Annotated in this window: 35 protein-coding genes and 1 pseudogene; 12 read left to right on the forward strand and 24 right to left on the reverse strand. The window is 58.2% G+C overall.

The window, feature by feature from the left end; all coding sequences use genetic code 11:
• Positions 1 to 31 precede the first annotated feature (31 nt).
• The gene (locus tag DTW90_RS18145) at positions 32 to 520 is read right to left on the reverse strand and encodes a hypothetical protein (protein WP_149339938.1); all 489 of its coding nucleotides are present in this window, start codon (positions 518 to 520) and stop codon (positions 32 to 34) included.
• 131 nt (positions 521 to 651) lie between these two features.
• Between DTW90_RS18145 and DTW90_RS18150 the strand changes: the two genes are divergently transcribed.
• Together DTW90_RS18150 and DTW90_RS18155 are read left to right on the forward strand one after the other, a co-directional pair.
• Positions 652 to 888, forward strand: a complete 237-nt coding sequence (locus DTW90_RS18150; RefSeq protein ID WP_149339940.1) for a hypothetical protein — start codon at positions 652 to 654, stop codon at positions 886 to 888.
• 32 nt (positions 889 to 920) lie between these two features.
• Complete coding sequence (locus tag DTW90_RS18155; RefSeq protein ID WP_149339942.1) at positions 921 to 1,121, forward strand: transcriptional regulator; 201 nt, start codon at positions 921 to 923, stop codon at positions 1,119 to 1,121.
• An 824-nt stretch (positions 1,122 to 1,945) separates the two neighbouring features.
• On the opposite strand, the gene DTW90_RS18165 is transcribed toward DTW90_RS18155, so the two are convergent.
• Positions 1,946 to 2,257, reverse strand: coding sequence for a hypothetical protein (locus DTW90_RS18165; protein WP_149339946.1), 312 nt, complete (start codon positions 2,255 to 2,257; stop codon positions 1,946 to 1,948).
• A gap of 207 nt (positions 2,258 to 2,464) precedes the next feature.
• On the opposite strand from DTW90_RS18165, the gene DTW90_RS18170 reads away from it, so the two are divergent.
• Entirely contained in the window at positions 2,465 to 3,100 is a 636-nt protein-coding gene (locus DTW90_RS18170; protein ID WP_149339947.1) for a DUF1629 domain-containing protein, read from the forward strand.
• A gap of 33 nt (positions 3,101 to 3,133) precedes the next feature.
• Here DTW90_RS18170 and DTW90_RS18175 read toward each other — a convergent pair whose 3' ends face one another.
• Positions 3,134 to 3,418, reverse strand: coding sequence for a hypothetical protein (locus DTW90_RS18175; RefSeq protein WP_149339949.1), 285 nt, complete (start codon positions 3,416 to 3,418; stop codon positions 3,134 to 3,136).
• Positions 3,419 to 3,448: 30 nt separating this feature from the next.
• Entirely contained in the window at positions 3,449 to 3,616 is a 168-nt protein-coding gene (locus tag DTW90_RS37155) for a hypothetical protein (protein ID WP_188079973.1), read from the reverse strand.
• Positions 3,617 to 3,813: 197 nt separating this feature from the next.
• On the opposite strand from DTW90_RS37155, the gene DTW90_RS18180 reads away from it, so the two are divergent.
• The 5 genes from DTW90_RS18180 to DTW90_RS18200 all read left to right on the forward strand — a co-directional run bounded on the left by DTW90_RS18180 (position 3,814) and on the right by DTW90_RS18200 (position 7,490).
• The gene (locus tag DTW90_RS18180; protein WP_149339951.1) at positions 3,814 to 4,251 is read left to right on the forward strand and encodes a DUF6678 family protein; all 438 of its coding nucleotides are present in this window, start codon (positions 3,814 to 3,816) and stop codon (positions 4,249 to 4,251) included.
• A 495-nt stretch (positions 4,252 to 4,746) separates the two neighbouring features.
• A complete protein-coding gene (locus DTW90_RS18185; protein ID WP_149339952.1) occupies positions 4,747 to 5,196 on the forward strand; it encodes a hypothetical protein in 450 nt (149 codons plus the stop codon).
• 82 nt (positions 5,197 to 5,278) lie between these two features.
• Positions 5,279 to 5,545, forward strand: a complete 267-nt coding sequence (locus DTW90_RS18190) for a hypothetical protein (RefSeq protein WP_149339954.1) — start codon at positions 5,279 to 5,281, stop codon at positions 5,543 to 5,545.
• Between the two features lie 128 nt (positions 5,546 to 5,673).
• Entirely contained in the window at positions 5,674 to 5,913 is a 240-nt protein-coding gene (locus DTW90_RS18195) for a hypothetical protein (RefSeq protein WP_149339956.1), read from the forward strand.
• 980 nt (positions 5,914 to 6,893) lie between these two features.
• A complete protein-coding gene (locus DTW90_RS18200) occupies positions 6,894 to 7,490 on the forward strand; it encodes a DUF1629 domain-containing protein (RefSeq protein ID WP_149339958.1) in 597 nt (198 codons plus the stop codon).
• 90 nt (positions 7,491 to 7,580) lie between these two features.
• Here DTW90_RS18200 and DTW90_RS18205 read toward each other — a convergent pair whose 3' ends face one another.
• Positions 7,581 to 8,084: a hypothetical protein gene (locus DTW90_RS18205; protein ID WP_149339959.1), complete on the reverse strand. Its 504-nt coding sequence runs from the start codon at positions 8,082 to 8,084 to the stop codon at positions 7,581 to 7,583.
• 100 nt (positions 8,085 to 8,184) lie between these two features.
• Between DTW90_RS18205 and DTW90_RS18210 the strand changes: the two genes are divergently transcribed.
• Positions 8,185 to 8,712 carry a hypothetical protein gene (locus tag DTW90_RS18210; protein WP_149339961.1) on the forward strand — a complete coding sequence of 176 codons (528 nt, stop codon included), beginning with the start codon at positions 8,185 to 8,187 and terminating at the stop codon, positions 8,710 to 8,712.
• A 64-nt stretch (positions 8,713 to 8,776) separates the two neighbouring features.
• On the opposite strand, the gene DTW90_RS18215 is transcribed toward DTW90_RS18210, so the two are convergent.
• The 5 genes from DTW90_RS18215 to DTW90_RS18235 all read right to left on the reverse strand — a co-directional run bounded on the left by DTW90_RS18215 (position 8,777) and on the right by DTW90_RS18235 (position 12,597).
• Complete coding sequence (locus tag DTW90_RS18215; RefSeq protein ID WP_149339963.1) at positions 8,777 to 11,077, reverse strand: hypothetical protein; 2,301 nt, start codon at positions 11,075 to 11,077, stop codon at positions 8,777 to 8,779.
• Between the two features lie 7 nt (positions 11,078 to 11,084).
• The gene (locus DTW90_RS18220) at positions 11,085 to 11,351 is read right to left on the reverse strand and encodes a hypothetical protein (RefSeq protein ID WP_149339965.1); all 267 of its coding nucleotides are present in this window, start codon (positions 11,349 to 11,351) and stop codon (positions 11,085 to 11,087) included.
• Between the two features lie 94 nt (positions 11,352 to 11,445).
• Complete coding sequence (locus DTW90_RS18225) at positions 11,446 to 11,739, reverse strand: hypothetical protein (RefSeq protein ID WP_149339967.1); 294 nt, start codon at positions 11,737 to 11,739, stop codon at positions 11,446 to 11,448.
• An 18-nt stretch (positions 11,740 to 11,757) separates the two neighbouring features.
• A complete protein-coding gene (locus tag DTW90_RS18230) occupies positions 11,758 to 12,084 on the reverse strand; it encodes a cell wall anchor protein (protein ID WP_149339969.1) in 327 nt (108 codons plus the stop codon).
• A gap of 24 nt (positions 12,085 to 12,108) precedes the next feature.
• Complete coding sequence (locus DTW90_RS18235; protein WP_149339971.1) at positions 12,109 to 12,597, reverse strand: TIGR02594 family protein; 489 nt, start codon at positions 12,595 to 12,597, stop codon at positions 12,109 to 12,111.
• A gap of 202 nt (positions 12,598 to 12,799) precedes the next feature.
• Here DTW90_RS18235 and DTW90_RS18240 point away from each other — a divergent pair.
• Positions 12,800 to 12,979, forward strand: a pseudogene (locus tag DTW90_RS18240) (XRE family transcriptional regulator); the annotation flags it as partial.
• 2 nt (positions 12,980 to 12,981) lie between these two features.
• Here DTW90_RS18240 and DTW90_RS18245 read toward each other — a convergent pair.
• The 4 genes from DTW90_RS18245 to DTW90_RS18260 are packed head-to-tail and all read right to left on the reverse strand — an operon-like array spanning position 12,982 to position 15,801.
• Positions 12,982 to 13,323 carry a hypothetical protein gene (locus DTW90_RS18245; RefSeq protein ID WP_149339975.1) on the reverse strand — a complete coding sequence of 114 codons (342 nt, stop codon included), beginning with the start codon at positions 13,321 to 13,323 and terminating at the stop codon, positions 12,982 to 12,984.
• A 2-nt stretch (positions 13,324 to 13,325) separates the two neighbouring features.
• Complete coding sequence (locus DTW90_RS18250) at positions 13,326 to 14,507, reverse strand: hypothetical protein (protein ID WP_149339977.1); 1,182 nt, start codon at positions 14,505 to 14,507, stop codon at positions 13,326 to 13,328.
• Positions 14,504 to 14,851 (reverse strand): hypothetical protein, encoded by a 348-nt coding sequence (locus DTW90_RS18255; protein WP_149339979.1) that lies wholly within the window; start codon positions 14,849 to 14,851, stop codon positions 14,504 to 14,506. Before DTW90_RS18255 ends, DTW90_RS18250 begins: the two co-directional genes overlap by 4 nt.
• A gap of 2 nt (positions 14,852 to 14,853) precedes the next feature.
• A complete protein-coding gene (locus DTW90_RS18260) occupies positions 14,854 to 15,801 on the reverse strand; it encodes a hypothetical protein (protein WP_149339981.1) in 948 nt (315 codons plus the stop codon).
• Between the two features lie 76 nt (positions 15,802 to 15,877).
• Here DTW90_RS18260 and DTW90_RS18265 point away from each other — a divergent pair, with 76 nt between their 5' ends.
• Positions 15,878 to 16,180 carry a hypothetical protein gene (locus tag DTW90_RS18265; RefSeq protein WP_149339983.1) on the forward strand — a complete coding sequence of 101 codons (303 nt, stop codon included), beginning with the start codon at positions 15,878 to 15,880 and terminating at the stop codon, positions 16,178 to 16,180.
• A gap of 46 nt (positions 16,181 to 16,226) precedes the next feature.
• A complete protein-coding gene (locus DTW90_RS18270) occupies positions 16,227 to 16,475 on the forward strand; it encodes a hypothetical protein (protein WP_149339985.1) in 249 nt (82 codons plus the stop codon).
• Here DTW90_RS18270 and DTW90_RS18275 read toward each other — a convergent pair.
• The 10 genes from DTW90_RS18275 to DTW90_RS18315 all read right to left on the reverse strand — a co-directional run bounded on the left by DTW90_RS18275 (position 16,449) and on the right by DTW90_RS18315 (position 26,335).
• Positions 16,449 to 18,647: a hypothetical protein gene (locus tag DTW90_RS18275; RefSeq protein ID WP_149339986.1), complete on the reverse strand. Its 2,199-nt coding sequence runs from the start codon at positions 18,645 to 18,647 to the stop codon at positions 16,449 to 16,451. The genes DTW90_RS18270 and DTW90_RS18275 overlap by 27 nt on opposite strands.
• Positions 18,644 to 20,812 (reverse strand): hypothetical protein, encoded by a 2,169-nt coding sequence (locus DTW90_RS18280; RefSeq protein ID WP_149339988.1) that lies wholly within the window; start codon positions 20,810 to 20,812, stop codon positions 18,644 to 18,646. Before DTW90_RS18280 ends, DTW90_RS18275 begins: the two co-directional genes overlap by 4 nt.
• Complete coding sequence (locus DTW90_RS18285; protein WP_149339990.1) at positions 20,812 to 21,501, reverse strand: hypothetical protein; 690 nt, start codon at positions 21,499 to 21,501, stop codon at positions 20,812 to 20,814. Before DTW90_RS18285 ends, DTW90_RS18280 begins: the two co-directional genes overlap by 1 nt.
• Positions 21,502 to 21,663 carry a hypothetical protein gene (locus DTW90_RS37160; protein WP_188079974.1) on the reverse strand — a complete coding sequence of 54 codons (162 nt, stop codon included), beginning with the start codon at positions 21,661 to 21,663 and terminating at the stop codon, positions 21,502 to 21,504.
• A complete protein-coding gene (locus tag DTW90_RS18290) occupies positions 21,663 to 23,087 on the reverse strand; it encodes a hypothetical protein (RefSeq protein WP_149339991.1) in 1,425 nt (474 codons plus the stop codon). The genes DTW90_RS37160 and DTW90_RS18290 overlap by 1 nt, the downstream gene beginning before the upstream one ends.
• Positions 23,088 to 23,432: a hypothetical protein gene (locus tag DTW90_RS18295; RefSeq protein ID WP_149339993.1), complete on the reverse strand. Its 345-nt coding sequence runs from the start codon at positions 23,430 to 23,432 to the stop codon at positions 23,088 to 23,090.
• A gap of 16 nt (positions 23,433 to 23,448) precedes the next feature.
• Positions 23,449 to 23,793 carry a hypothetical protein gene (locus DTW90_RS18300; protein ID WP_149339995.1) on the reverse strand — a complete coding sequence of 115 codons (345 nt, stop codon included), beginning with the start codon at positions 23,791 to 23,793 and terminating at the stop codon, positions 23,449 to 23,451.
• 10 nt (positions 23,794 to 23,803) lie between these two features.
• On the reverse strand, positions 23,804 to 24,196 hold the full coding sequence (locus tag DTW90_RS18305) for a hypothetical protein (RefSeq protein ID WP_149339997.1): 393 nt from the start codon (positions 24,194 to 24,196) through the stop codon (positions 23,804 to 23,806).
• Positions 24,197 to 24,257: 61 nt separating this feature from the next.
• On the reverse strand, positions 24,258 to 25,418 hold the full coding sequence (locus tag DTW90_RS18310; RefSeq protein WP_149339999.1) for a DUF4043 family protein: 1,161 nt from the start codon (positions 25,416 to 25,418) through the stop codon (positions 24,258 to 24,260).
• Positions 25,419 to 25,456: 38 nt separating this feature from the next.
• A complete protein-coding gene (locus DTW90_RS18315) occupies positions 25,457 to 26,335 on the reverse strand; it encodes a hypothetical protein (RefSeq protein ID WP_149340001.1) in 879 nt (292 codons plus the stop codon).
• Between the last annotated feature and the right edge of the window lie 102 nt (positions 26,336 to 26,437).

Consider the following 26,437-nt stretch of genomic DNA (forward strand, 5'->3'; position numbering starts at 1 on the left):
GCGACGTCTCGCTAACCGCTCGTGCCAATGTTTAGGGCCGAATGATCGGTGTCCGATAGGTAGTCTTATCCGTCTGCTTGCCCTGAATATCGTCCAGCTTCGACGATAGCACTGACACTTGCGTCGAGAGCTTCCCGACGTTCTCGATCACTGTGTCGAGTTTTCCACCGAACGTCTCGACCACCCGGTCAATGCGGTCGTTCGTGGCCTCGACCGCCTTCTTGTTCTCAGCAACACCCTCGATCGCCCGGTTCGTCTGAAAGGTCAGCGGCGTGATTTGCGCGATCTGTTGCTGCATTCCCGATAGCTGGTCCTGGTAGGATTTCAGCCGATCCTTCCGGTCGTTCGCCTCCTGCTGCATTCGGCCGTTGATGTCCTGGATCTGGTTCGCCTGCTTCTCGATCGAGTTGCTGAGGTTTGAATAGGTCACTCCCCAGCCGAACGCCGTGACCGTGATGCCGGCCACAAAGCCGACGAGGTTCCATAGGTTCAATCTGGCCTTCTCAAGCGTCACCGGCATATCGATTTCCTTTTCAGCCACCCTCATTCGCCCTTTTCAAATATCCACATTTCAAAACTGTTGTTGCCGCCGGCCGCGACCGGCGATCATTCATCTCTATTGGCAGAGCGGCATGCGGCGCATATCTTCCGATGATGACAACTCAGAACCGATATGACGAAATCCGGGCCGCTTTTTTCGAGGTGCTCCAGACGCTGGGCGTCGAGCCCGGCAAACCGATCTCAAACTACGACATCGGGCCGCCGATGGTCATGCGTGGCTTTACCCAGGACGAGATCGTGCACGTGCTGTTTTCACTACAGACGAGGAAAGTGATCGCGCTGCTTCCGGGGAACCGGATCGAACTGTTGGAGCCTGCAGCTAAATGATTGCCTACTGCTCAGGCGACGAAGGAACGAGCATGGATATTCGACCAATCCCAACCGACGAAGATCTCGCAAATGCCATCCGCGAGATCGAGGCGCTCTGGGGCGCCGAAGCTGGCACGCCAGACGGCGACAAACTCGATGCCCTGATTACACTCGTGGATCGGTACGAGAGCGAGCGCTACCCGCTCGACAAGGATGCGCCGACGGAACTTTCCCGCCCAGCAGAGCTTTGATTCCCGCTTACATCCCACATGTAAGCAGAGCCAGGCTCGATCATCGCTGTTCCATCCCGAGGAGAGCCTGGCTCACCGCCATCGTCAACGGGCACAAGCAGAGCCGGATTAATATGCTCCTACCATGGAATTATCTGGTCGAGTAACGCATACCGAATGTCTATAGTCGGGCGAAGCGATCAAAAGCTGGTGCAGCCAACCCATGTTTGCTAACAAACTCCCCGAACATGGAGCGATCGTTGAGCCGAAATCAAGTCGAAGTATGTCTGCGGTACGGCGTGACGTTCACTCCTTCGGCGCTCCTATCAAAGTTGGGAATTTCCGATAGCGCCTTGCAAGGCAGACAGCCCCTAAATGGCCTGAGGCATCCACCAGAGGCCGGGACAAGTGGTTGGTTCATTTGGGGTGGAGAGGAATTCTCAACTGATCCCGAATTCTTCAAGCCGATGCACGTTTCCCATCTGGGAGAACGATGCCCAGCAGTCGTTCCGTATCTAGGCCTTCCTCCAGGTTGGCGCTTTCTGATTGCGCCGAAATATGAAGATGCTTGGTTCGATGTCGACCTTCTAAACATACCTTGAATTGAATGCATCTGGCGCACCGTTGTCATGCCGCTGCACGCGCGGCGGCATCTGATCCAACGAATTCCATTGATGTGTCAACGGCACACCGCTTTCGACGAAGCGCTCTGGAGAGCAAGAAGTGGTGGAACTATCGAAAGGATGGACGTCGGGGATGATAGCTAGAGGTTGATGGCGCACCTGGCGACGGTTATTCTTTGATCTAGGCCGTGAACTCATAAAGTCGGCTTGCCGTCGAGGTCGTTAGCTTACGGCTCGTTCGAACTGGCTGGCGAACTTGACATTATATGCGTGAAATTCGCCTTCTGGCGTGATCACCAACTCGGTGATGTTGGCGCGTTGGAAGGTATCTTCAGCGGTATGATCGTCTATCTTCAGGCTGACGGTCAGCGCGCCGTCAACCGTATCGACCAGCTTGTAATCGTAAGAGACTGTTTCGCCAAAGCAGATGATTTCACTGCCTTGGACTACCAGTTCCGAATTTGGATCTTCCACGTCCGTCCACCGGCCCTGAATTTGGACAGGAAATGGTGCATCGCGTTCAAGCCGTTCCATGATTAACCTTTCGACACTGCTTCACGTGACCTTACTATTTGCCAATTGGAGGCGGCAGCGGATCATTTCACAGATGTCGGCTTTCATGGAAGCCACATTTCCGGTTCGGCGTCGGCATGGGTAATTGCCACCCATACTTGGGGTGTGTGGGCAAGGCATTGACTCCGCTTGCGATCTCAATGATTTTCTCGGGCCTGGAGGTTGAGCATGACGCAACGCAAGTTTTTTCTCTTCCAAGTACCGATCAGGGGATCTGGCCACGGCCTAGATGTGGTCAATTTCCGAAATCTACTTCGGCCCGGGCACCTGATGATAATCGGACCGGATGGCCGTTTGCCGCCCTTTCCTGAAACGCCAATACTCGCACCCAAAAAAGGGAGCCGCTTTAAGCCGCCAAAGGACTTGTCGATGTGTATGGGCGTGATGTTCGTGAGCCAAAAACTCAAAGATGTGATCGAGACCATCGATCCGGAAGCCGCCGAATTTTCACCAATCGAAATACATTATCCAAAAGGAAAAGCGCCATCGTCACCTTACTACTTCTTCGCGGTGCGCAGACAGATTGACGCCTTGGATCTCGATCGGTCGAGGTTGCGGATTTTGGACGACAAAGGAAATCAGATCTACGACCTCCTCGGCAAGCATAACCTACATTTCGATGAACAACGTGCAGGCTCTGCCCACCTGTTCAAGCAGAAGCACCTGCCAGGGCTGGTGGCCGATAGCGTTCTGAAAGAGGCATGCTTGGCCGCCGGGATCAAGGACTACGAGATGTTTGGAAAGTTGACCAATATGCGGCCTGGGGAGCCACGAACTGGCATCACTTACCAACCGTACTATTGACGCCCCCCCATTTATACCTGGGGTGTGGGTACGCTACATTCTGTTGACAAAGTCGTTGCAAGCACCATCGGCTCTTTTGGCCGCCGTCTCTAATAGCGCCGAAATCATTCGCCCGCAGCCATGGCGGACAGACTTCCGATCGATCTCCGCCATAATCTCCTCCACACTGAACCGCCGATTAATCATGGCCGGAACATTGTGAAAGACGTCGGCAAGAATTTGCGCCTTCGATAGGTTTTCGGTCGCTCTTATTTCTATAAAGACCAGCCCAAGTACGTAGAAGACGTTCTTATATTCATCAGTTTCCGTTGGTGACATGTGACTCTCGCTAATACTTCGGGCGGGGGGTTAGGCTAGTTCAGGCGGCAGTTCACCCGCTATGATGGCCTGGTAAATTTTCTCAGGCTCATCGTCGTTCAGCGTGCAGTCTTTGACCGCCTCAAGATATTGGCGGGCAATCTCGGCGCAACGCTGACGCTCTGCCAAGACGGCCTTCTCAAGTTCGTAGCTGTCCATGGCTTCTCCTCCAACCCCAACAAAATCTCACTCTCCCAAGCCAGGTACAAGGCTGATTTGGCTAGGGCGACGGGGCCCGCCCAAGCTGAGCGACTACCTCTTGCCTTCTATCACCCGCCAAATATTGTCCCGGTGGATACCTCTCAGCGGCTGCTAGATACGAGATCGACTGCACCGCGCGAATCCGGAGATGTTGAATGCGAAAAGATCCGCCAGTAAACATGGGAACGATGCGGGCTAAGGCGAGGAAGCTCTCGTCTGAAAGCTACACGGCGTCCCTGATGTCTAACACCAAGTGGCGCGCGCTCTTTGGCGCCATCGAAGAAGCGGGTATCAGCGCCGCATGTTCGGTAAAATTCATTGGCGACGACAAGGAATGCGAGATTGTGGCTCATCCGGGGTTATTTCCACCTCACCCTTACATTGATCTCTGGCCGCTTAACGAATATCCCCTGGTTGAAATCGAGTGGATCGAGTTTAGGCGTATCGTGAGATATCGAAGAGATAACAACGTTCCGGCTAAACTGGTGCCACAAGACATAGACGCGATCCGGGCTGTTATTGAGAGCACAGGAAAACGCTTTCCCCTTGAGGTCTCGGAGGATGCAATTCGGGTTGTGGGGCATGTTAAATGAAGAAGGCTCGCTGCCATTCTATTGAATCGAGGCAAGTCTTTGCTCTTGCTAAATCAGACTATTAAGTTCTCGTCCGCGAACATTTCGGCGAACGTTTGAGGATGCAGAGTCACATCATTCGCACGCGCGATTTCCAGATTCCTGGCCCACACATCCCGGATCGCGTCCGGCATTTCGGGGGCAAATGAATCGCGGCTGCGACCGCATCATTCCACTCTCCACTGCTCCCATAGAGCGAGTGCAACTTTGGAGCCATTCTATCCAGTGCTTGCCGTTCGGCTGAAGACAACTCGCCGATTGCCCATAGTACGTACATCTCGAGAAGTCGAAGCAACGGCTTGCCGTTGTAGCGCGGATTACTGGTCACGGTATTTTCCTAGGCACCATTGATAACATGATCTATCACGCTGGCAGACGGCGGCGCAGCTAGAGCAGGCAGCCCGTCTGGAGGAAATTCGAAGTCAGATAACGAAACATTAAAGTAAAGTGAACTCCTTGAAAAAGCTCAGCAGAATGAAAGCCGTTAATGAAGAATTCCTGTCTAGAGTTCTTCCGCAGTTTGGAAATTGGGGTCTATCAAGGCATCCTAATCCGCGTTCTTATTTCGGCCGCGACGACGCTGGATTTCGATATGACTTCGCGGATTTAAACAATCGGGATGATGTAAAAATCGCTTGTTTCTCGCTTATCCAACCTAACGCATCGCTCTGGATCAAAGGATACAGAGTAAAGCAGTTTGTGGGAGAGGCCACCGATCTAGTTATCGCTTCTGATCACATCAAGGATATATTCACGCTCACGAGAAAGTGGTCAATTCTAAGACCAATGTATGCAAGGCTTGAACTTGCTCGAAAGAGCGATCTCGATCCGAGAGAGCAAGCAAGAAGCCTGATTGATGACGTTGAAGCGGCTTTGCCAAAGCTGATGAACTACCTTTATAAATAATCTTGGCTGCCCTCACATTTATACCTGGGGTGTGGGTGCGAGAACACATGGTCTAGCAGCACTTGACGAAAGTCTCTCTCACATGGATGAGTTGCGATCAATCATCCATCAGTGCTCCGAAGAATACATGACCTCGTTACCTGGTTTAGATCGAATGTCAAAGGTGCGCAAAATCGTTGCGTTCACCTTCAGTTGCGCTGGCCTTGTCTTTGCAGGTTGGCTCGGCTTTCACCTGGCCGGCATTATCGCCATGATCCTTTTCGCGCCGCTTGGAGCGCTCGGCGGTCTGCTTCTGGGATGCATGCGGCTGGTGGATATTCTTGAATTGGTCGGCAGTCTTATTCGATAATGTTCCCATTTAGCCGGAAGAAGCCCCACCCTTTGGTTAGGGCCAGACCAGTAATCACGATTTGCGGTCATTGCTCAAAAACGGTAAGTTCAGCCCCAAGTTGACCCGACTTAGAAGAATTGCGTGAGATGCGTGAAGCCTTGAATATTGCTGACCTTCTCCAGCTTGCCGTTTTCGCTGGAGGTATGGTGTTGATATACATCAAGGGCGTGGGTCCACATCGATATAAATCGGCTGATGAAATTCCACTTGGCAGGCTGGCCGCGATTTGGTTCTCGATTGTTTTCATATTGATCCTCATCCAGATCAATCGTCCTTCAACTCCGTGGCTGATGTACACGCCTGTTTCATGGTTGCGTCCGGTGTAGCTTGTGACGATAGCTTTCCACCCCTGCCCGGTGACAGTCATACCTGGGGTGTGGGTGTGGTGTCTCTGCGCCAATTGCGATCATTGCGACCTCATATTAAATCCTGCAATGCTAGGGAGAGGCTTGGCGTAGGGTCGAGATCGGATTGGGCATGGCCAGACGAAGGCAGTTTAAAGGTATTTGCCGGGATGTTCTCGATAGCTTTGTGAGCAGATATAATGATCTCAACGGCTACTGGGCGCTCGGCCAATTTGTAAACATCCTTCATACTGGCCCAAGGGAACTGCAGCTCCAATTGCGTAAAGGCGAGACATTGCCTTCCCGCCCGGACCTCAGCGCTACTTCGGTGTATTACCAGCACGCCGTACTGAGGCTAATGGCCGCAAATAACATGCCACAAGAATGGTTCGCCGACGCAATCATAGGCTTCTCAATGGTAGAGCCTACGACCGCCTCTTGTTACGTCGAGATAACGACCGACCTCGGCAAAATCTACAGATGTTCCCGAAGGCTTAAAGTTCGACCGCATGACCGAATGCAAGAACACCGAAGGAAGGGACGGCTTGGGCCGTCAAACCAGAAAGGTGAATAGCTCTTCGCTCGCTTTGGGCCGAAAGCGGTCCCCCACCCTTCAGGCCGAAGGCTGTCACTCCACCCCTGCCCGGTGACAGTCATATTTCGGGTGTGGGTGCTGCGAGCCTTCTTTCGGTGTGGCATCAGCAACTCTCAGGACGCCGGCCGCCGCGTGGGACGCCCGAAAATTCGACCAAAAGTCTACTACAGTTAGGTTTTTTTCCGACCTTCTTGGACGCGTTGACACTCTCGTTGGGACGACCAGGGTGCGTTCCTCATCCGCGAGGCGGTCGAGGCCGGAGTAAATCACGTCGAAAACCTTCAGAAGCGCGACACGAAGAAATATTAATCGCTATCCTCACCCCACCGCATTGATTGAAAGTGCAAAAATGCCAAACGCGTTCTTGATGACAACCGACCTGGGCTTGGTCTTTGACACCAATCTTTCAATTGATGAAGACTACGAAGCTTCGGATTTTCACTCAATCGATCTGTGGAGTCCGCATGAGCCCCGGCCACCAGGCACAGGACGGTTAGTTTACTCGTCGCGATATCGATCCCCCAGATTTGACGCCTACGACTACTTTCCAGGGACCGGGTCCATCGCCATCGTCTCCGATCGTCTGAAATTTGTTTTTGAACAAATATGCGGTGCGGGCGAGGTGGGATTTTACCCTTGCGAAATTCGTTTCAAAGACATCACGAAGGAAGTCTGGGCTGTCTATCCGCTCACGGAAAAATTGCTTGTAGATAGGCAACGGTCGGAGATTGAATGGTATGTCCCCGACCTGCAGCCGACAGAACTCATTGTGAAAAACTCCCGTAAGATTGTTTTTCAGGACGATTATCTTGGCGATCTCAACGTTGTCCGGTGGAGGGAGTCGTTTGCTCATGTTGTTGTTTCTGAAAAGCTCAAAGCCGGTATCGAGAACGTCAATTCCCACGGTGTAAAATTTCTAGAGGATCGTGAATTGATTTTTCGACAGAAAAGCTTGGATCGATGAAAGACCGGCATGGATCTGAAAATATAGCTGACGTCGAAAGCGGCCACCCCTGCCCGGTGACAGTCTTGGTTAGGGCGTGGGTGGGTTAGGCTAAAGCCGGTACTCGATTTCGTCCAAGAACTGGCGCCATTCCTGCCACGTCAGCTTCAAGGTGGAGAGAGGCCCGACGTCGCCATTCTCCCGCGCGTCACCGCGCAGGCTGACGGTCACGTCATCGCCTTCCCGCGTGACGTTGATGTAGCCCGGATAGGGAGATGTCGGCTTTGTGAAGGCTGCTTGCTGCTTGTCGGACATTGGTCGCGTTCCTTTCATGATTTCGCGAATTCGGTGAGCGAACTCATCCGAGGTTTCCTTGACGATATCGTCATAGGTTTCGATGCCGAGATACTTCCTGACGTCGGCATCCATGCACTTGAAGTCATCATCGGTCGGATGGCAGCACGGCATGCAATGCATCAGGTCCGAGCGATGGCATGCGCACCGGCAACCGCCATAGGCGGCCGGAAAATCGCGGCGTCGGCCTACGCCGATCTCAAGATCGCCTTCCTTGGCGGCCATCTTCTCCAACCAATCCTTGTCGATATCGAGCTTCATGGGATTCCCTTGGATACTTCGGGTGTGGGTGGTCCTCTTTTCGCCGCGGGACGTCAGCGCGTCATTGTGACAGGTCTGCCACCGTGATATCTGGCTGGACATGCCCGCAAAATCAGGCTCCGAAGCCTTCTCAATTTTAAAGCTACTTCAAAAAACGCCCTCGCAGACGCCGCGCCCGGACGTTCCCCTTTTCTCTTTTGGCCGTCTCCTCGGAACACCAAGCTGGTGGGATTTCAGCGGGAGTGCGACCTTCGACAGCCTTCTCGATTACTACGGCAATATACAGGTCGAGCTTTGGGTCCAGGGGGAGCAGGTAGAAGTTTGTCGAGTTTGTGTTCGGATGTGGACTGCAATCAGCGGCCGGCCGGAGCCAAAGAAGGGGAAGATGAAGTACGCTGCTAGGCGTTATATTAAGTTCAATGGCTTCGAACCAGGACTGTCGGTCGAAGAGTCGAAGATGCTTCTTCAAGCTGCGTCGATATCCTTCGAGGAAATAGCCGTTGCAGACGCTTCAGAAACCGTGGTTCTGCTCATCCTACCCAACAAAATCGAAATGCTTTTCTTCATGATGGACGGACGACCTTCGCTGGCAGAGATACAGGCATATTCAGAACATGACGGCGCATAGCGCTTTGGAAGAAGTCCACTTCGGCCCGACAACCCCACCCTTGGTTAGGGCGGGGGTGCGTAGCTTAAGTGAGTGTCTTGCCCCACTTGGTCGCAAGATCGGATATGCACTGCTGGAGTTCCGCATCCGTCTTTGCTGACGTCAGAATATTTTCGCAATAATCCATGGCGCAGACGGTAGGTGCGAATGTCGGATCGGTTGCCCCGCCGGTCTCAGCCGCACCGATGTAGTAAGTAAGCTCACTATTGAACGTGTTGGCGTCCTGAGCGACGTTATTGACCACCTTTGTGAGCGACGAGTCAAAGACAGTAAGGGTCGTACCGGTGTGGCTTTCCACGACGATAAAAAGGACGCCTGTCGCTTGACCGCTACCCCACGAAACATCATTCGTAACAGAAGTGGTAGTCGATCGGCGAATGGACGATGCGGACGCCGATCGGCGAATCAACGCTATCTGCTGGCAATCTGCTGATGGAACTGTGTCGGACCATCCGTCAATGAAACCGGTGTTCCCGTCGGTGGGCTTGTAAACCGAAATCTTGACGTAAGGCTTATCGTTGCCCTGCTGCATGGTGTCGATCGGTGAATTCGCGCTTGCTGGCTGGAGACGCGCCGGACTTCCGGCTGTATTCGCAGCAAATCGAAGGACGCTTTTGCCGTTCTGCGCATTGGCCACCAGCGTGATATTTGCTGCGCCGGCCTTCACCATGTCCACGCTGCCAGAGCGCTTGTTTGCCACCCCCGTTACCACGCCGCCCGACTGCGTGATTGTCGCGGTATCGCTGGCGTCGATCCACAGCGGGCCATCCCAAGACATGTAGTCATAAGTCGGGGCTACATACTTCTGCAATGCGACAGAGGCGGTCACCGACTGGCCCACAGCGTTCGTCCCGGAGATCGTCACTGTCGTGTTGCCGGTGTCAGTCGGCATGCCGGTGACGAGACCGTTGGCGATATCGACAGTCGCCCAGGCAGGCCATCCCGAAGTCGAGATGATCTTCCCCATATGCAAATCGCCGCAATCGACCGCCTGGTAGAGGTCGAAGGTGAAGGCCTGCCCAACGGTGTACTGGATTTGCGTCGGAACTACGCGCGGGCCGATGCAGAGCGTGATTGCTTGTGGGATGCAGCCGTCGCCAGCGCTAGGGGTGGCAGAACGAGAGGAAATGAAGCGACCGGGCTGATCGGACACGGTTCCGGATATATTGTTACCGCTTCGAACGATCGCGGCCGGCAACAGCGCACGCACCCACGGCTGTGCAGGGCTGTTGTCCTCGTTCGGGATCATGGCGATGACGTCGGAAGAGACATCAGACCCGAACACTGCCTGAGGCGTATCGAGATCAAAGCTGAAAGCGGTGTTGAAGTCGGCCTTGAGAAGAACGTCGGGCTTCAAGGGCTTGCGGAATGTGCCAGAGCCCCACGCGCGCCACCAGTCACAATCGATCGTCGCCCCCGCATCGCCGGCAGCATCCCATACGGACTGCGTGATGCCCGATTGCAGGATGTGGCTGGTGATCATGATGTAGAATGGCCGCGTCGGATCGAACGTGAATGATCCTCCAGAGCATGGCGTAGAGCCGACAAGTACGCCTTCTTCGTACAGATAGGCGGTCCAGACACCCGCGTTCTGCTTCACCTCGAAAGAATAGGTGCGGTAGTCGGTCTGCGATACCGTCTGAGTATTGCCGGGGTTTCCGTTTTGGACCTGCGAGCCATTGACCCAGCGGTTGACGTTGAACTGGAAAGCGGGCGCGAAGCCTTCGCAATCAAGCTCCAGACCGTCGAACCCGCTCGCGGGCTGGTCCTGCATCAGCCAGAATGTCGGATGGTTGGTATCCCATGATCCCAGCGAATAAGGAAAGCGCAGGCTCATTTCCAGCATGCAGGGAGCGCGCATCATGTTGCGGCGGCTCATATGCACCATGGAGCTGAGATTGTTCTTGCCCGCAAGATCGCCCATCAGGAGCTTTTCGGCCGATGTCGCACGGCGGGCCTTGGTCTTGAGGCTACCGCCCAACTGGATCATGTCAGCGAAGGATGCAGGAACAACGCCCCTGTTGGAGTCCTTGATCCCAGTGTGCCAAGGATCAGCCTCATAGCCACCGAGCGAGCCTGCACCGCGCAGATACTTCGGCGCACCAGATTGGTTGCCATACGCGCGCGTCGTCATATACCGGCCGAGGTGATTGGTCGGCGTGAGGAAATCAGACGCAGAGAAACTGTCGGCGCCGTCCATAAGCACGTAGGCTGAACGAAAGCCGGTTCCTTGCGTGCCGATGGTGATGCCGCCAATGACGTTTGACCCACCCCCACCCTGCGAGATGGGGGGGTTGAGCCCCAGCCTTATTCCAATAAAGGTCATGCTGGCCTCACCAGATCGCTACGATGCCGGTGGCCGTCGTTCCCGTGGAAAGGATTCGTGAGACCGCCAGAGGGTGAAGACCGGGCTGAACCGGAATGGTCACCGGGCCACCGTTGCCTGACATGTTCACGGCAAGGTTTCCGGCTACGCCGACATAGATTCCGCGGGTGACATAGGCCAAATCGTTGGCGTCATCCGGGGTCACAGCGGCAGCGAAGCGAGCCGAGCCGATATTGTCGATTGCAAGAGGCATGGTATCGCGAGCAGCGGCCATGTGCTTTTCCTTTCAGATGGAATGCCACGCCAGCCAGATGAGACCGGCGAGCGTGACGATGGAGCTGAGAGAGGCAAGAATGCCCGCGACCACATCAGCCGCCAGGAGATACGACCTTGGTGCTGGGCACGTTGGCTGCGGTCGTCGCATCGGTGACGATCTTCTGGACGGACGGAAGCGACGCAGCCGCGGCGATGGTATTCTTGTGCGTGTTCTGCCAGATGCCCCAGACGAGGCCGCCGGCCGCGATCACGCCGCCGACAGCGGTCATGATGACGTCGACATCAGCGGACACCGCGGTGCTGTCGACGACGCCATAGGTGGCGAGGATGCTGCCGATCGCCATCAGGAGCATGCGGACGAGGCTGAGGATTTGCTGCTGGTTCATGGAAGTGTCCTCTCAGGGTCAGTGCGCTGTCTTGGCTTCGACCAAGGCGGCGGAAACGGTGGCGTAGGCCTGCGCAACCAGGACAACGGCGTTGACGACGTTCGTGTGGGCTGGGTCGGAGCAGATGACGGAAACGCCGGCATAAGCAGCCGCTTCCTTCGCTACGGTGCTCGATTTGACCGCGCCGCTTGCTGCCACGGCGGTAAAAGCCGAATGGGCGATCGACAGGGCGGAGCAGACCTTCGGGAGGTTCTGCTGGATGGCATCGTCGATCTTCGTCGTTTCAGTGGTGGTGCAGCTCGACAAAGCAATGCCGAGCGTGCATGCGATGAGCATGAGACGCATGGAGATGTCCTTCTGTGGGGTTGGTCAGGCTTCGGAGGTGGAGATTGCCGCGCTGCCGATAGGCAGAGAGGTCGAGGGGAGAGGTTCGCCGGCCGGCCAGCGGTACGACGTGGCGCGGGCGGGTGGGAAACCCTTGATGTTCACGGCGTCAGCTTGATTGCCACCAAGCACGAGAAGATTGCCGCTGGCATCCTTGCCGACCACAAAGCCGACATGGCCGCCGCCGGTGCGCTTGAAGGTGACGACGCAGCCCACGGCCGGGGCCTTGAGCGCCTGCCCCCACTTCTCGTAGGAGAGCGCAAGGCCGGAGCGCGTCGACTTGATGCCGGAGCTTTCGAGGACGAAGCCCACGAAGCCAGCGCACCAAGGGGTCGCGTCGTCCCGGAAAGGAAGCCCGAGCTTCTTCCACATGGCGACGATCTCGGGGTTGTTCCCCGACCCGGCCACTTCCTTCAGGCCGGAATATTTACGCGCAAAAGTGAGCCACCGCGGCTCAGCGATGTGATCGACCATCAGATTTTCCTTGGGGCTTGCCGGTTACCGGAGATGAGCTATCTTGCTGACCGGTACAGTGGCGTAGGGGTTTGCGTTGGCTTACGATTGGGATGGCGCCCGGACGCGCCGAGCGATTTTGATGAAGATGGCAGTCGTGGCGCTGGCGACAGCGACCGTCGTACTTCTACCCGCCGCCATTCTTTTGAAGTTGGCCTGACCGATGGAAGAGATCCGCCCGATCAAAAACGATGAAGACTTGGCGTGGGCAATTGCCGAGGTCGCCAAGTATTTCGATAATCCGCCCGAGCTTGGGACCGAAGCGGCGGATCGTTTCGATACTCTCTCCCGGCTTATCGAGGTCTACGAGGACGAGCGTTACGCCATTGAGGCGCCAAAGCCGGCCTAAGGCTGCAGCAGTTGCGTAGCGCGGTCGGCGCCAAGTACGCTGGTCAGGAACGCCTCGAGCGTACCGAAGAACTCACTATCGGACCTGACTTCGCTGGCGGAATTCCAAATCCCCCGCAGCTTGGCCGACTGGGTTGCCATGGCAGCGTCAACCGTGTTCGCCTCTGCATCAGAAAGACGCGTCCACAGGACCATCTTCGGGATGATGTAGACCGCCGGCGCCGTCGGATTGAGAAATGCGACCAGCTCAGCGCTGTCATCCGATAGTTCTTCCGTCGCGAATTCCTGCTCGCTGGCAAAGGCGCCGACAATCTTTCCATCTTCTCGCATCACGAACATGATCAAGCTCCTATTCTCGGCAGTTGCCAGTCTTCCCAGCCGAGGGAAGTGAGGGAAACGGTGCCAGTTGTTCCCGTGTAGTTCACGGACTGGTAGACCTGCCTGGACGTATTCGTTCTCACCTTGGGCGTTGAGAAGAAATTGACGCTGTTGGCGGTGGTGGCGGAGGACGCTCCACCGTGGGCTGACTGGCTGGAAGCACCGGACGGCAGGTATCCGTCGTAAAGCCTGGCATCGACAGAAGCGTTGACGACCGGGCCGATTGCTCCGGACATGTCGAGCAGCATGTCAACGGACAACCCGTTGGGAGCGCCAGACAGCGTTACGAGAGCCTTTGCGAACGACGTGGTGATTGTACTTTCGGCTATAGCTGACGTGAGCAGGCACTTGTTGCCGCTCTGCGTGTAATCCAAGATGACGCTGCTCGCTACAATCACAGACCAGAATCGACCGACCAAAGTATAGCCAGCCGGAACGAGCGGGGCTGATGGCGAGAGCGAGGACAGCCAGTCAAATGAGCTGTCACTATTTTTGCGGATCGCATGAAGGAAGTAGGTCGCATTCGCACTAAACGACCCCTGGTCAAGCGCACCATTCCCGCCACCGCCCGCCGCCCACGCAGCGTTTAAGGACTTGGTCAACGAAACGGTATTCTTGACGTACAGCGCCCCCGCCTTCATCCAGCCGGTGCCCACTGCGATCGATGTTGCTCCTCTGACGGTGATCAAGCCGTTAAGGTAGTCTGGCACGCCTTCTCGGGCATTAAGGAGGTTGAACCCCGCCATATTGAGATTGCCGGTCATTGTACCGCCGGCCAGGTTGAGCTTCGCGTCCAATGCCGCCTGTAGTCCGGTCACCGTGGATATCGCCTGGACGCCTGTCTGATTGGCGCGGGCGAAGGCATCGGCTCCGATGTTCTGCGGATCGTAGGTCGGTTTGTCGAGAAAGCCGAGGTCGGCGATAGCAGAGAACACGTCCTCGAAGGTCATGATGGAATAGGAATCGTCGTCCTCGTTCCACACCTTGAAGAACGTTGTTGCCTCGTTGTCGACTGCCGGAATGCGGACGAGAGAGCCGTAATCCGACTTGATGACCAGGTCGGGACCATCCCGGTATGTCGAGAGACCGCTGATGCCGGAGATGCGAGCTGGAAAGCGGGGAAGAACGCGAAGGCGAAGGCTCATCGGCGCATGACTCCATCGAGAACCGGCAGCGAGCCGATCAGTTCCTGTTCCGTGATGCCGTCGCGAACGACCGTAATCCCGACCTCATAGGTGCCAGCGCACAGGGTGTGCATCTCGTTGGCGGTGAACTGCCATTGGATGACGCCGCCAGGAATGAGGATGATGTGGCCGTCGTCGACCGAGCCGCTGAGGCAGCGGTGATAGGGATCGCGCGAACGGACCTCGATATAGACCTCGATGCCGGTCAGATCCTCGATCACGTCGTTCGTATCGTCATCGACGAGCTCGATCGTCGCTATCCAATCGGCGCGATTGGAAACGGGCTTCAAATTCGCTTCATACATGATCAGAGCTTTATGTAGAGAGTGAGTGCCAGGTACGGCGGCATGTTGTTGTGTCCCAGGCCGCCGCCGGCATTGTTGGTCGCGAATGCGTGGACGTGATCCGGGGCCACATCCGTGCTCTCCGACTTGTCGACGCCCGAACCGCGGAAGCTGATATTGTCGTTTCCGTCCACGCCCTCTGTGCCGTGGACACCGTGGGAGTGGGCGCCGTTCGGGTTTGTGGTGCCGGTGTGGCCGTGCGACGGCATTTCGTCCGTCGTGAGGGTGTGCTTCTCCTCGCCGCCGGTCTTGCCAAGCACTGTGGCGGCAGCAACTTTGCCGGCCGTGCTATTCCCCATCGTATCGAGGCCGATGAGCGTAGCGCCGCGGCCATCAGGTAGGGTGATCTGCTTGTTCGCCAGCCAGTCCGCATTTGCGGTGGCACCGCGCCCGCCCACGACGACGAGATTGCCATCGTGGTTCCAGAGATATTCGAACAGCGGCTGTGTGTCGGCATTGGCGCGCTCAGATGCACCGGATGTGGCTGATCCGATCGTGCGGGCATTCATACGAACCCAGCCGGACAGGAAGTCGGTATCGTACCGGGCCTTCACGTCGCCGGTTTTAGAAACAGCGTCAGGATCGACCGGGTTATCCCCGCCTCCCCCACCACCGCCAGCAGGTCCTATGATCGGAATGCCGTCCTCATCGAACACCACCACGCCGCCGGCCGTCGTCACACGGACGCGGTAGAAGTCATCGGCCTCGTCCATGTAGACGGTGGGCCAGCGACCAAAGCCGTCAGTCACCAGCGGGTTCTGGTGCGCGTTGACAGAGCCCAGTGCAAACGCCTTGTAGACCGTGATCGGGGTGGTCGTGCCGCCCTTGAAGAAATAGGCCTTGGCGCCGACCATCGGCTTGCCGTTCTGGTCATAGAGCTGTTGCTGCGACAGGTTCCACAAACCGGCCATTGAAGATCCTATCGATGTTGGGTGACTCGACTCTGGCGAGAAACGGTTTCATGCTTCCCCAAAACGGGAGGTGCGGATGTCGGAAAACGAAGTCGTCATCAAGTCAGGCCGAAGAATGGCAATCGGGGCCGATTGGTGGGAGGTTCGGGACGCTGGCCAGCCGGTTGAATTCGTCGATCTGATTACGGAAGCACGCCACATCAACGGCGTTTTCTATCTCTCGTTCGCTTCCGGGATAGTCGACGCTAACAACGAGGGCGTTGCGCAGGTCGCAACGAGACTGAGGATGAGCCTTGCGTCCGCGCAAATACTGCATGGTATACTTGGAGACATGATCAAAGGCGCGCTGACGCCACCTGATCAATCGAAGGCCAACTGAAGTCGTCATCTTTTCTTTCTCTACTTTTTCGGGCATTCTCGCCGGCATGCAAACCATCGACCACGATCAGAACGAGCCGAAGATCGACCGGACGCCAGGTCCGTGGCGTTGGGTTTTTCCTGTGATCGGTGTCGTGTTCCTGCTGAATATTTTCACGAGGCAGGTCGATTGGATCTCACTATGCCTTGGCCTCGGTCTCGGCTGCACACTGGCCGGCTGGGCCATCGAGATCACCGGCAACAAAGTCCCCGAGAGCTGGAAATCAAAATCAGCGCGCCGGGACCGCGATCTGTAGCGGCGTTGGCTGATCGCCGGGCAGTACGCGCGCCGGAACCGTGGATGCCAGATTGTTCAAGATCGCAGTCGCCATTCCACGCTTTGCCGTGTCGTTCATGGCCTTGCTGTTTGCCACCGTCAGCAGCCGACGCGCTGCCTCCGGGTCCGTTTCGATCAGCCCGCGGCCAATCCGCTCGATCACCGCCGGCGGCATTCCCTTCCCTTCGTTCAGCACCTTCGTGACCGCACCGAGCGCGGCAGCCTTCCAATTGCCTTTGAACAGGTTGCTCAATACGTTCGGATCGAAGTTCTTGATCTCGTCCATGTCGGCCAGATTGTCGGCAGTGCGGGAGCCGCCGATCGCCTGGTTCATCGTCTCGAACATGCGCTGCTCACGGCCGACACGACGTCCCAACTGATCGGCCTGCCCCGGTGCTGCAAACGCTGGAAACTCCTGCTGGAATTTAGGCGTATTGAGCATCCGAGCCTTGTTCGTCGTTGGAGACGCCGATGCGGCTTCCACGCGACCGATCAGTTTGTCGCCGTATCCAGCGCGATAAGCATTTTGCTGATCCGGCGTCCTTGCATTGAAGTCAGCAATGTTATCCGGCGCACGCGCACGGCCACTGGTCGCCGCAGCTCCATCAGCAACCGAGTCGATGACGCCGCTTTGCCGCGCGAACGTGTCATTGGCGTTGCGGTATTCCGGCGAGGCATCCGCGAGAGCACGGTCCACCTGCCGCTGCACCTGTCCAAGAGCGAAGGCGCGGTTTCCGGCTCCCTGGTTCTCGGCCTTCTGGATCATGTCATCGAGATCAAGCTTCGCACGGAACAGGGTGTTGAAGTCTGTAACCTGCGAATTGCCGTCGGACAGCATGCCGCGAACGCGGGCCAAGGCGCCCTCGATCGTGTCATAGCCGATGTTGTCGCGCGGGCTCACGACCCCGTTGACGCCTGGCGAAAGCGTCTGGTCGATCGTGTCGAGGATCGGCGACACATTGACCGCGCCGGCAGAGCGACGAGCCGCGTCGTAATTCCGGTTCGCGTCAGCCGTCCGTACATCCGTGAGTGCCGTTGTGCGCTGCGCGGCTGTGTCCGGAACGGCGAAGCCTTCGGAAAGCGCATTCGACAGCCGGTCACCCTGCCCCATCTGGCGATTGAGCAGCGAATTGACGACCTCCGGCCGCGCATCGTTCGGGGTGCGCGCGACAGATGAGAGCATCCGCTGGCCGGAATGACCGAGCGCGTCCGCCACGTTGTAGACGCCCTGGCCGTCGTCGGCCGCAAACTGCAGCACGTCAGCGACTTGATCAGGAGTGCGGCCGGATCGAAGCAGGGCCAGTCCAAGCGCGCGGTTCGCCGCTGGCTGTGGATTGAGGCGAGCCGTGATAGGAGCGGCCAAGGATTTCAGGAACGAACCAGCGCCGGCCGTCACATACGGGGCAGCAGCTCCTACTCCCAGACCAACGGCCCCGCCTACGGCAGCGTTCTGCAACCGATCGAGAAAACCGCCTTCTCCGCTTCCGAATCCCTGAGCGCCGCCCAGGATCGCGCCCTCGCCTGCGCCGGCAGCGGCTACCTTGGCGAGGCTAGCGCCGCGATTGATTGCATTCGCCGTCGCCGACAGTCCGCCTCGAGCAAGTGCGGTGCCCCCGGCCAGGCCACCGGCAAGCTGACCCGTCAGGCGATAGCCTTCGCGGTTCTGCGTGTCGGATGCATCCGTCGCGCGCTCTTCCGCCAATGCCCTGTTGTAGTCGGCATCCTTGGTATCCGACGCGAACGGGGCATCGAGCGTGCGGGCAAGCCAGCCGAGCGGATTGTACGATCCGGCGTATAGACCACGGCTATAGTAGTCGTCGGGCTTCTTCTGGACAGCAAACGGATCGCTCTTGACTTGAGCAGTGAGCTCATCGGCGCCGCCGAATGTCAGCGTATCGGCAGCGCCGCGCACGAAGGCATCAGCCTTGCCGGCAGCGTTGTCACGAGGGTCGATCGCTTCGCCGGTGATCAGCTTCTCGAAATTGCTGTGCTCGGGGGCCGGCGATGCTGCCGGCTGCTGGGAATTCGCCGCAGAAGCAGCGCCAAGCTGCTTGGCGATCTCCTCGACGGTCGAGTTCTGCTGATCCTGCGTCAGGCTCTCGAAGCTGTCGTCAACGGTCACCCGCTTTCCGGCGATGTTCAGCACTGTCATTTTTCAATGCTCCACTGGACGCCGGTGGACGTCTGATTGCCCGAAGGGGCTGATGGCGCTTGCTCAAAGGGCTGCTGGCCAGCCTTCTGGCGGGCGCGGTTGATGCCCTGAACGACGATGTCGCGCAGTTCCTTCAAGGCCTGCTGATAATCCTGCACGCTCTGCGCGGTGTTCAGCCGACCCATGGCAGCCGTGGCCTTTGCGCCCTCAACTTCGGTGATCTGGCCACCGCCGCGAAGGGTGTTGTACGCCTGCAAGAAGGCCTGACCGTTGATCTGGTCCATCTTCGACTGAACGCGTTCGGATTCGGAGCTGAGATTCATCTTTCGGCTGTTTACCGGCCCAAGCATGTTCGGCAGGTATGGGTCTGACGAGAGACTGTCGATCGTCGCGAGCATCTGATTACCGGCGTCCTGGACCTGAGGCAGCGTCGTCGTCGCATCGACCGTATTCTTGCCAGTTTCTGTGCCAACAGCCTTGGCTTGCGCCTCGCCTTTGACGTCCTTCGGCACAAGCTGCGTTTCGCCGGTCGTCGTATCCTTGATCAGCCAAGACGTGCCGAGGTCGACCTTCTCAAGCCGGTTTTCCGCATGGAAACCATCGGGGGTCTTCAACTGGTTGACCGTGCCATCCTTGCCGGGCTGGAGATAGATCGGGTTGCCCTGACTATCGTAGCCCTTGATGACATTGCCGAAGTAGTTGTCCTGGTTGCCCGCAATGCCAGGAGGCGGCTCGATCCACTGTCCGGAATCAGCGTCGTAGAAACCGCCCTTCCCATTGCTGAGGAGGTTCTTCTTCGCGCTCTGGAACTGTCCAAGGCTTTGAACTTCACCCGTCGACTGATTGGCGCGTGCGAGCGTGCCATCGTCGAGCTTCACGAACGACCATGGCTGTGCGGTCTTGCCCGTAAGCACCTGCTGCCAAAGCTGAATCCCAATTTGCCGCGTGTTCGGATCACGAACCATTGCGGCAATCTGCTCGTTGCTGATGTTCAGGCGGGATGCAGGCTGCGCAGCGGCGATCACGGACGGCCCAGCCGGCGCGGTAGGCTGCGAGGCTGCGACCTGTGTCGGTGCGGGCTGCTGGACTGCCGGCTGTGACGGAATCTGCGGTGCGACCTGGCCCGGCAAAGCGTCTGCCCGCGGAGTGTTGTCGCCAAGCTGGCCAACAACAGGTGCCAGACGAGCCTGATCCGCCGCGCGCTGTGCATCGGTCTTCGGTGCATACGGCGTGTTGTCGCCAAGCTGCGACGCTGCGACGCTTGGATCAAGGCTGGCGACCTGCTGCGGCATCTGCCGCTGAATTGCCTGTTCGGCTGCCGTGGGCTGCGGCAGCGGTGCATAACCCGTCGCCTGCGCAGATGCAGGCTGCGACGGTGACTGAGGCTGACCGCCGATCGCCGCGGTGATCATGCTGTCGGGATAGAGCCGGCTGGAATTGCCGTGCTCCTGCATCATCAGGCCACGCATGAACTTCGCCGCTTGCGTCGGATCGTTGAAATTGATGTCCTGGTTGGGCGCCAGACCAGCGTAGCGGGCGACATTGGCCGCCGCCTCGTGATTGCCGGGGGTCCAGCCGCCATTCCCGGCGATGATTTGATCTGCCGTCACCTTGCCGCCATTGTACTTCTTCAGCAGCAAGGAATGCATCGCTGCCATGCCAGCTTCCGGCGTGGCAAAAACAGCCTGCGGATCGCCCTGATCGGTGTTCTGCGATGGACCAACGAGACCCGGAATATCCTGACCGACGAACTTGATGTTGCCGGGATTGTTGTTCCGCATCCCGGCCGGTAGCGTCGATCGGCGGCTCGGGTCGGACAGATAGCCGTTCAAAGAGGTTGCATCCGGGGACGCGGAGACACCGAAACCGGGGACGGGTGCCTTTGCGGGCGCGGGATTGGTCGCTGCCACCTGCTGCTGTGCTGCCGGCGCAGGGATGCTGGTTTGAGCACTGCCCTGGCCGAATAGACGCTGAAGGAAATTCGGCTGCTGTGCTGGCGCAGGCTGACCGAGAATGGCTGGAACGACGTTCTGCTCGAACGACTTGTTCTGTGCCGCCTTGTCGATCGCATCCCCGAGCGCGTTCTGAAGGCCGCCAAGCCACGAGGTATCGACCTTCGGCAGCGGATCGATCGGGATGTAGAGGCTCTTGAGATTTGCGACCATCAGAACAGGCCTCCGCTCAATGCCTTGGTGCCAAGGCTGAGGCCGCCACCGAGCAGACTGCCGAGGAAGCTGTCCTTTGCCGCCTGCTGCTGGTCCTGGATCTGGCCCGTCTGCGTGTTGATGCCCATCTTGCCCTGCGTGACGGTGTTTTCGAGCCCGAGGCGATTGTCAGTGCCGGTCTGGTAGAGACCAGCGAGCGAGGTGTCGCCGGCCTGCTGCCCGCTGGCTGCCGTGAGCCCCTGCCCCTGCAATCCATTGAGCCGATCGAGCCAGGAATTATACTCCTGATCAGCCGTCCCTTGCCCGAACTGCGTCAGCGCTGTCAGCGTATTGCCGCTATTCAGCATGCCGGCGGCAGACGCGCCGCGAAGTGCAGCCTGCGTTCCCTGATCAACCGCGAAATTATATCCGGGCGATGTGTGGAAGGCGTCCGTCGCTCGGGCGTTGCCGTCGGCGCCGTTTAGGCCAAGTGCATCCGAATAGGTGCCGAGAGCGTTCGTGCCCGTGTCGAGGTACGGCTGATAGCCCGCGATCCCGGCGTTGATGGCGTCGGCGCTCTTGCCCTCGCCCGTATCGATGATGGTGTTGCCGGTCGTGTCGAAGCTGTTCAGCAGCCCGGTATTCTGCTTCAGAGCCTTCAGCGTGTTGTTGCCGACATCACTGCCCGACAGGCTGCTCAAAAATCCCATTCAAAGGCCTCCTGCTGTCAGCCGGCGCTCTGCATCACGCATGTGATTGTCGAGCTGGCGCAAATATTGGTACCAGGGCACGGTGATGAGCCCGGTCTTCGGATCGACGACCGGCGCTTTCGGGTCCGGCAACGGCGGAAGAGATTGGACGTTCGAAGCCATCAGTGCGCCAGAGCCCCGCCATCCATCGAACCGGACAAGATCGCTGCATAGACAGGGTCGGCAATGTCGATCTTCCACACCCGTCCTGTCGGACCCGCCAAGCCGGTGCGGTTGACGGTGATGCGCATGCGATGGTTTGCCAGCCGCCCGAGAGAGCGCTGGACCGGCGTGCCGAAAGAATAGCCGCCGTCGTTCGACCACGAGATCAGGCAGCGCGGGTCCATCTCGATCGGGTCTTTGCCGGTCACAAGGCCCTGACCGACGATCAGGTCGAAATCTGCCCGCGGAATGCTGGTCCGATTGGGAAATGCCGCCGAAGGAAGGGAAATGACCGTCTGCATAAACTGATCGTCGCCCTCATAGGCGTAGTTGGGATCAAGCAGCCAGATATCGCCCGTGGTTCTGTCTCCAATCACCCAGCCGCCGAAGGCCTGAGCAGAGCAGACACCGCGCCAGTGGTCATCGAGATAGCTCTGGCGCTCATGCCAGAAGCCGGTGGCGAGTTCGTAGGTCCACGAGAAGTTAGGCCCGGAGACCGTCGCCCATTTGTGACCACCCGTGACAGCAACCGTGACATCAAGCAGCGTCTTGTCGCTGACTGCCTCGATCAGCCGATCGAGATCCGGCGTCGAAATCTTGGTGGGCTGATAGCCGCCGTCGAGGCGATAGACCGCATTATCATCGCCAACCCAAATCAGGCTCGGGAAGCCGTTCTCATTGCCAGCAATGGCGAACGTCGAAGCAAGACCGATCGGCGTGACAGATGATCGAGAAAAGGGCGAGCCCGTTGCGTTCCCGGCGTTCTGCCAGAACTCGAATGCATTCGGTCCGCACAGGATAAGCTGCTCGCCAAAGCAGATGGCGCGATAGATGCCACCCGGATGGCTTTCCGCCTTACCGAAGTCCAGTGCCGATATGGTGGTGTCGTTGATGGCCGAGACGAAGAACCGGCCGTCACGAAGACCAAACACGAAATACCCGTCAAGGAAGTCCACGGACTCGGCCTGTGGCAGATCGGCGTCGTTCAAGCTGGTTGGCGCGCTGGCCTGGTGAATGACGTAGGTGTCATTTTCTGTCGTGCAGAGAATATCCGGCGTTGGGGCCTTGTTGTTCCTGGCAAAGGTGACGCGCTTCGTTCCTGGCAGCGAGCCGAGCGTCGTGACGGTGAAATTCGACCCGGATTGATTGACGCGAACGAGCTCGTTGGCAAACGCCACGTACAGATCACCGTTGAAGTAATGATATCCGCGGCAACCCACAAAGCCGGCAGTCGCCAATCTGCGAAGACCAGGCGCGCGCCGACGTGCAAACTGTGCGCGCGCCCCCGCATCGAGCGGCTCGGCATAGCAATTGATCAGCCGGCCGGAACCTTCGCCCGGACGCGCACCCGGCGCCGTGCTGGTTGGAAAGACGATCGCGACCATTCAGAAATAATCCACCGCAAGCGTGGTGCCGGAGACGTAGGTTGAATTCCTCATCTCGCGCAAAGTGGCCTCGGCAGCGAGCCTAGATGCATCGTTGCGAGCCTGACCGAACTTCGGGGCAGCTTCGTTTGCAAGGATCGTGGCAAGCGGTCCCTGATACTCGTCATCGAACTGGCTGTTATCGTCGGCATAGAAGATGCCGCGCCGGTTCAACTCCGCAAGCTTACCATCGAGGATGTTGTCGATTTCCAGCATGTCCTCTGGCGAGGGAGACTGCCCTGCGCCACCATCAGCCTGCAGGAGCTTGAGGGCCGCAACTACGAGATCGTCACGCAATACCGTCATGATGCAGCCCTCCTCGTCACTTCACGTATTCGGCCTTGTCCTCGTCGGACAGGGCGTTGAATGCGTCTGCGTCTTCCTTCGACAGGCCGGCCTTGACGATGGCGTCGCCCTGCAAGACGGCGAAGGTGCCGTCAGGCTGCTCAGAGGCAGTCAGCGGTTCGTTCTGCTTCGGCGCCGGGGCCTTGGGAGCGGGAACCGGTGCAGGCTCCTTGTCCAAAACCTCGAAGAACGGATTGCCGCGGAGAACGGCAATCACGCTCGGATCGGTGACCTCGGTCGGCCGCTTGGCATTGAACTTGTGATTGAGCGTTTCCGTCTCATCAGGCGTTCCAGCCTCGGGGATATATTTGACCTTGACCATATCGCCCTCCTCAGTTGGCCGGGATGAAGGCGAGGAGCGCTTCAGCGTCGCCGGTCGTGCCGGCGGTGCCCGTGACATCGAGCGTGACGATGATGTCGGTATCGACGGTCACCTTATGGCCCACCGCAACGCCCATCGCGACGAAGCCAAGCGCCGTGAGCGACAGGTTCAGACCGTACTTCGATGCACCGGAGGCGTCACCGATCTGGACGCGGTTGTTGGTGCCAAAGTTGAACACCGTCTGCACGTCCACGCCAGACAAGGCCGACAGGATGATAGACCCGGCCGGAATACGGAACTTGGTGGTCAGGACACCATCGGAGAACTGCAGGCGCTTGCGGAAATACTGGACGTTCTGATAGCCGGCATCGCGCGCCGGGATCTGGTTATTGAGACCGACCATTGTCGTCTCCTTTCATGTTCAAGGAAGGAAAAGGGGCGGTCGAATGCCGCCCCATCGCTCATCAGGCGTCCTGCGCGGCCGCAACGAAGTGGGTAACGACGCCCCACTGCTTCAGCGCGGTACCGTCCATCGGATGCTTCTTGAAGAACTTGGCGACGCCATAGGCCATCTCGACACCGACGCCGGTGATGAAGCCGTAGTCCGTCTCGGTGCGTTCGGTGTTCTTCGCCATCTGGCCCCAGGCGAGGACCGCAGCCTGCTGGCCGCAAAGGAATCCGGGTTCGATGCGGATACCGGTGTTGCCGGCGGTCTGGAGGCTGGTCCAAACGGTATCGACGAACGCCGAGATTTCCGGAACCTTGCGGATGATGACGCCGCTATAGAGCAGATCGCCCGGCTGAAAGATCGGGTTCTTGCTCATGCCGTTGCCCTCACGGGCGCGAGCGTCCTTGTTGGCGGCGAAAATGGTCGCGTCGTTCTCCAGATCGCGGAACTCGTTCGATCCGGCGAAGTAGACGTACCATTCGTAACCGTCCTCGGTCTTGAACGGGGTGATCTTCGGCACGGACGTTTCCGCCATGCGCTTCGCCATGGTGATCGAAGCCGCGGAGCCCTTGCCGGCTGCGCTGGTGATGTTCGCCAGGGCGGTTGCGTGGGTGGCGTTGTAGTTGCCGCGAGCGCCGCCATAGAGAATGCGGTCGGAATTGTCCGCGTTCCAGGTATTGCGCTGGGCCGCCGTGGCGTTCTCGTACACAATGCCGTTGACCGTCTGGCCGTCATCGGAACCGAGGCCCGAAGGCGCCGCTTCGAGCGGAAGAGACATAAACGCGGCAATCACATCGTCGCGCTGACGCTCCTTGCCCCAATCGGACAGCAGCGGCTTTGCCTCACCGAAGACGTTGGCAGAATCCTTCTGCTTTTCGCTCTTTTTCACGGTGACAGCGTTACGAGCCCAGTCGATCCAGACACGCATGCCGTAGTTGTCGATCTTGTCTTCATTGCCGACAAGCGTGCCCGAACCCTTCCCCTTGCCACGAAGCTTCGTGACGATCGGGATGTTCATCTGCTCGCCGCCGTCTTTAAGCTCCTGCTTGATGCGGATGATGGCGGTGAGCGCGGTGCCCATGTACGGAGAGAAGAGATTTTCGCGGACGAACTCGCGATTGATCTCCCTCACGTACTGAACGAGTTTATTGTTGTCCTGTACCGTTGTGACGGCCATGGCCTATGTCCTTTCTAGCCGGGCGCCGCGCTTTGCGGTCACCGCTGGGTGGCGAAACTGAACAGCGCACCATCGCTCATGTCGTTGTCGGGGGCTTGGTTGCCGCCGGACGGCATGCGACTGAGGGACGGGGCAAAGTTCGTGATGGGCTTGCCGTTATTCTGGATGGATGGAGCGCCCGAGCGGATGCGCTCAAGGATTTCGGCCTGCTTGGCCGGATCGGTGAGCAACTGTTCGAGCTTTGACTGAAACCACTTCTCCGGATCGTCGCCGACGGTCGTCATGGCCTGCTGGCGCTGATGCCACTTGACCAGGTTGTCGAAGGGATTGCCGGATGCGGTGATCTGCTGATGCAACAGCTTCCCGTTCATGGGATTTGCAGCGACCATGGCTTCGGCCGCCTTCTTTGCGGCTTCGACCTTGTCAGCACCATGGAGAGCGGTTGCCCGCGACTCCCAAAGCTCTTCCCGCATTTGCTGGATTTCGCTCTGGAACGGCGAGAGCTGCTCCCTCAGGAAAGCATCCGGATCGTCCCACAGGGCGACGGGCTGCTTTTCCTGCTGATGCTGCTGTTGTGGCTGGCGCTGTGCCGTGACCATGCCGCGGAGTTCCGCGATTTCGCGACGAAGTGCCTCGGCATTTGCCTCAGCTTCACGCCGTTTCTCGCGTTCGTCCTGCACGGCCCTGACCGGGACGCCTCCAGCCTGCCCCGAAGGATCAGGCTGACCGGTCGTCGTTTCCGGCTGCTGTGCGGTGGGCTGCTGCTCCTGCTGGGTCTGGATGAACCGGCCCTGCTCATCACGAGCGCGGCCAGTATCCGCCGGAGCCGGCTGGTTTTCCTGCTGTTGCTGTGCTGCTGCTGGCGTCTCCAAGGAAGCGTCAGACAACAGCTCATCCAATTCCGAATTAACGGCCATTTTATTCTCCAATGCGTGAAGCGCCCATGAGCCTGGCGGCGGCTGATCGCCCGTCTAGTCGGCGGCACTCTGCTGGTTACGGACCAGCGGCCGGATCGCCCT

It is taken from the genome of Neorhizobium sp. P12A, assembly GCF_008365395.1.
Lineage (GTDB): Bacteria > Pseudomonadota > Alphaproteobacteria > Rhizobiales > Rhizobiaceae > Rhizobium.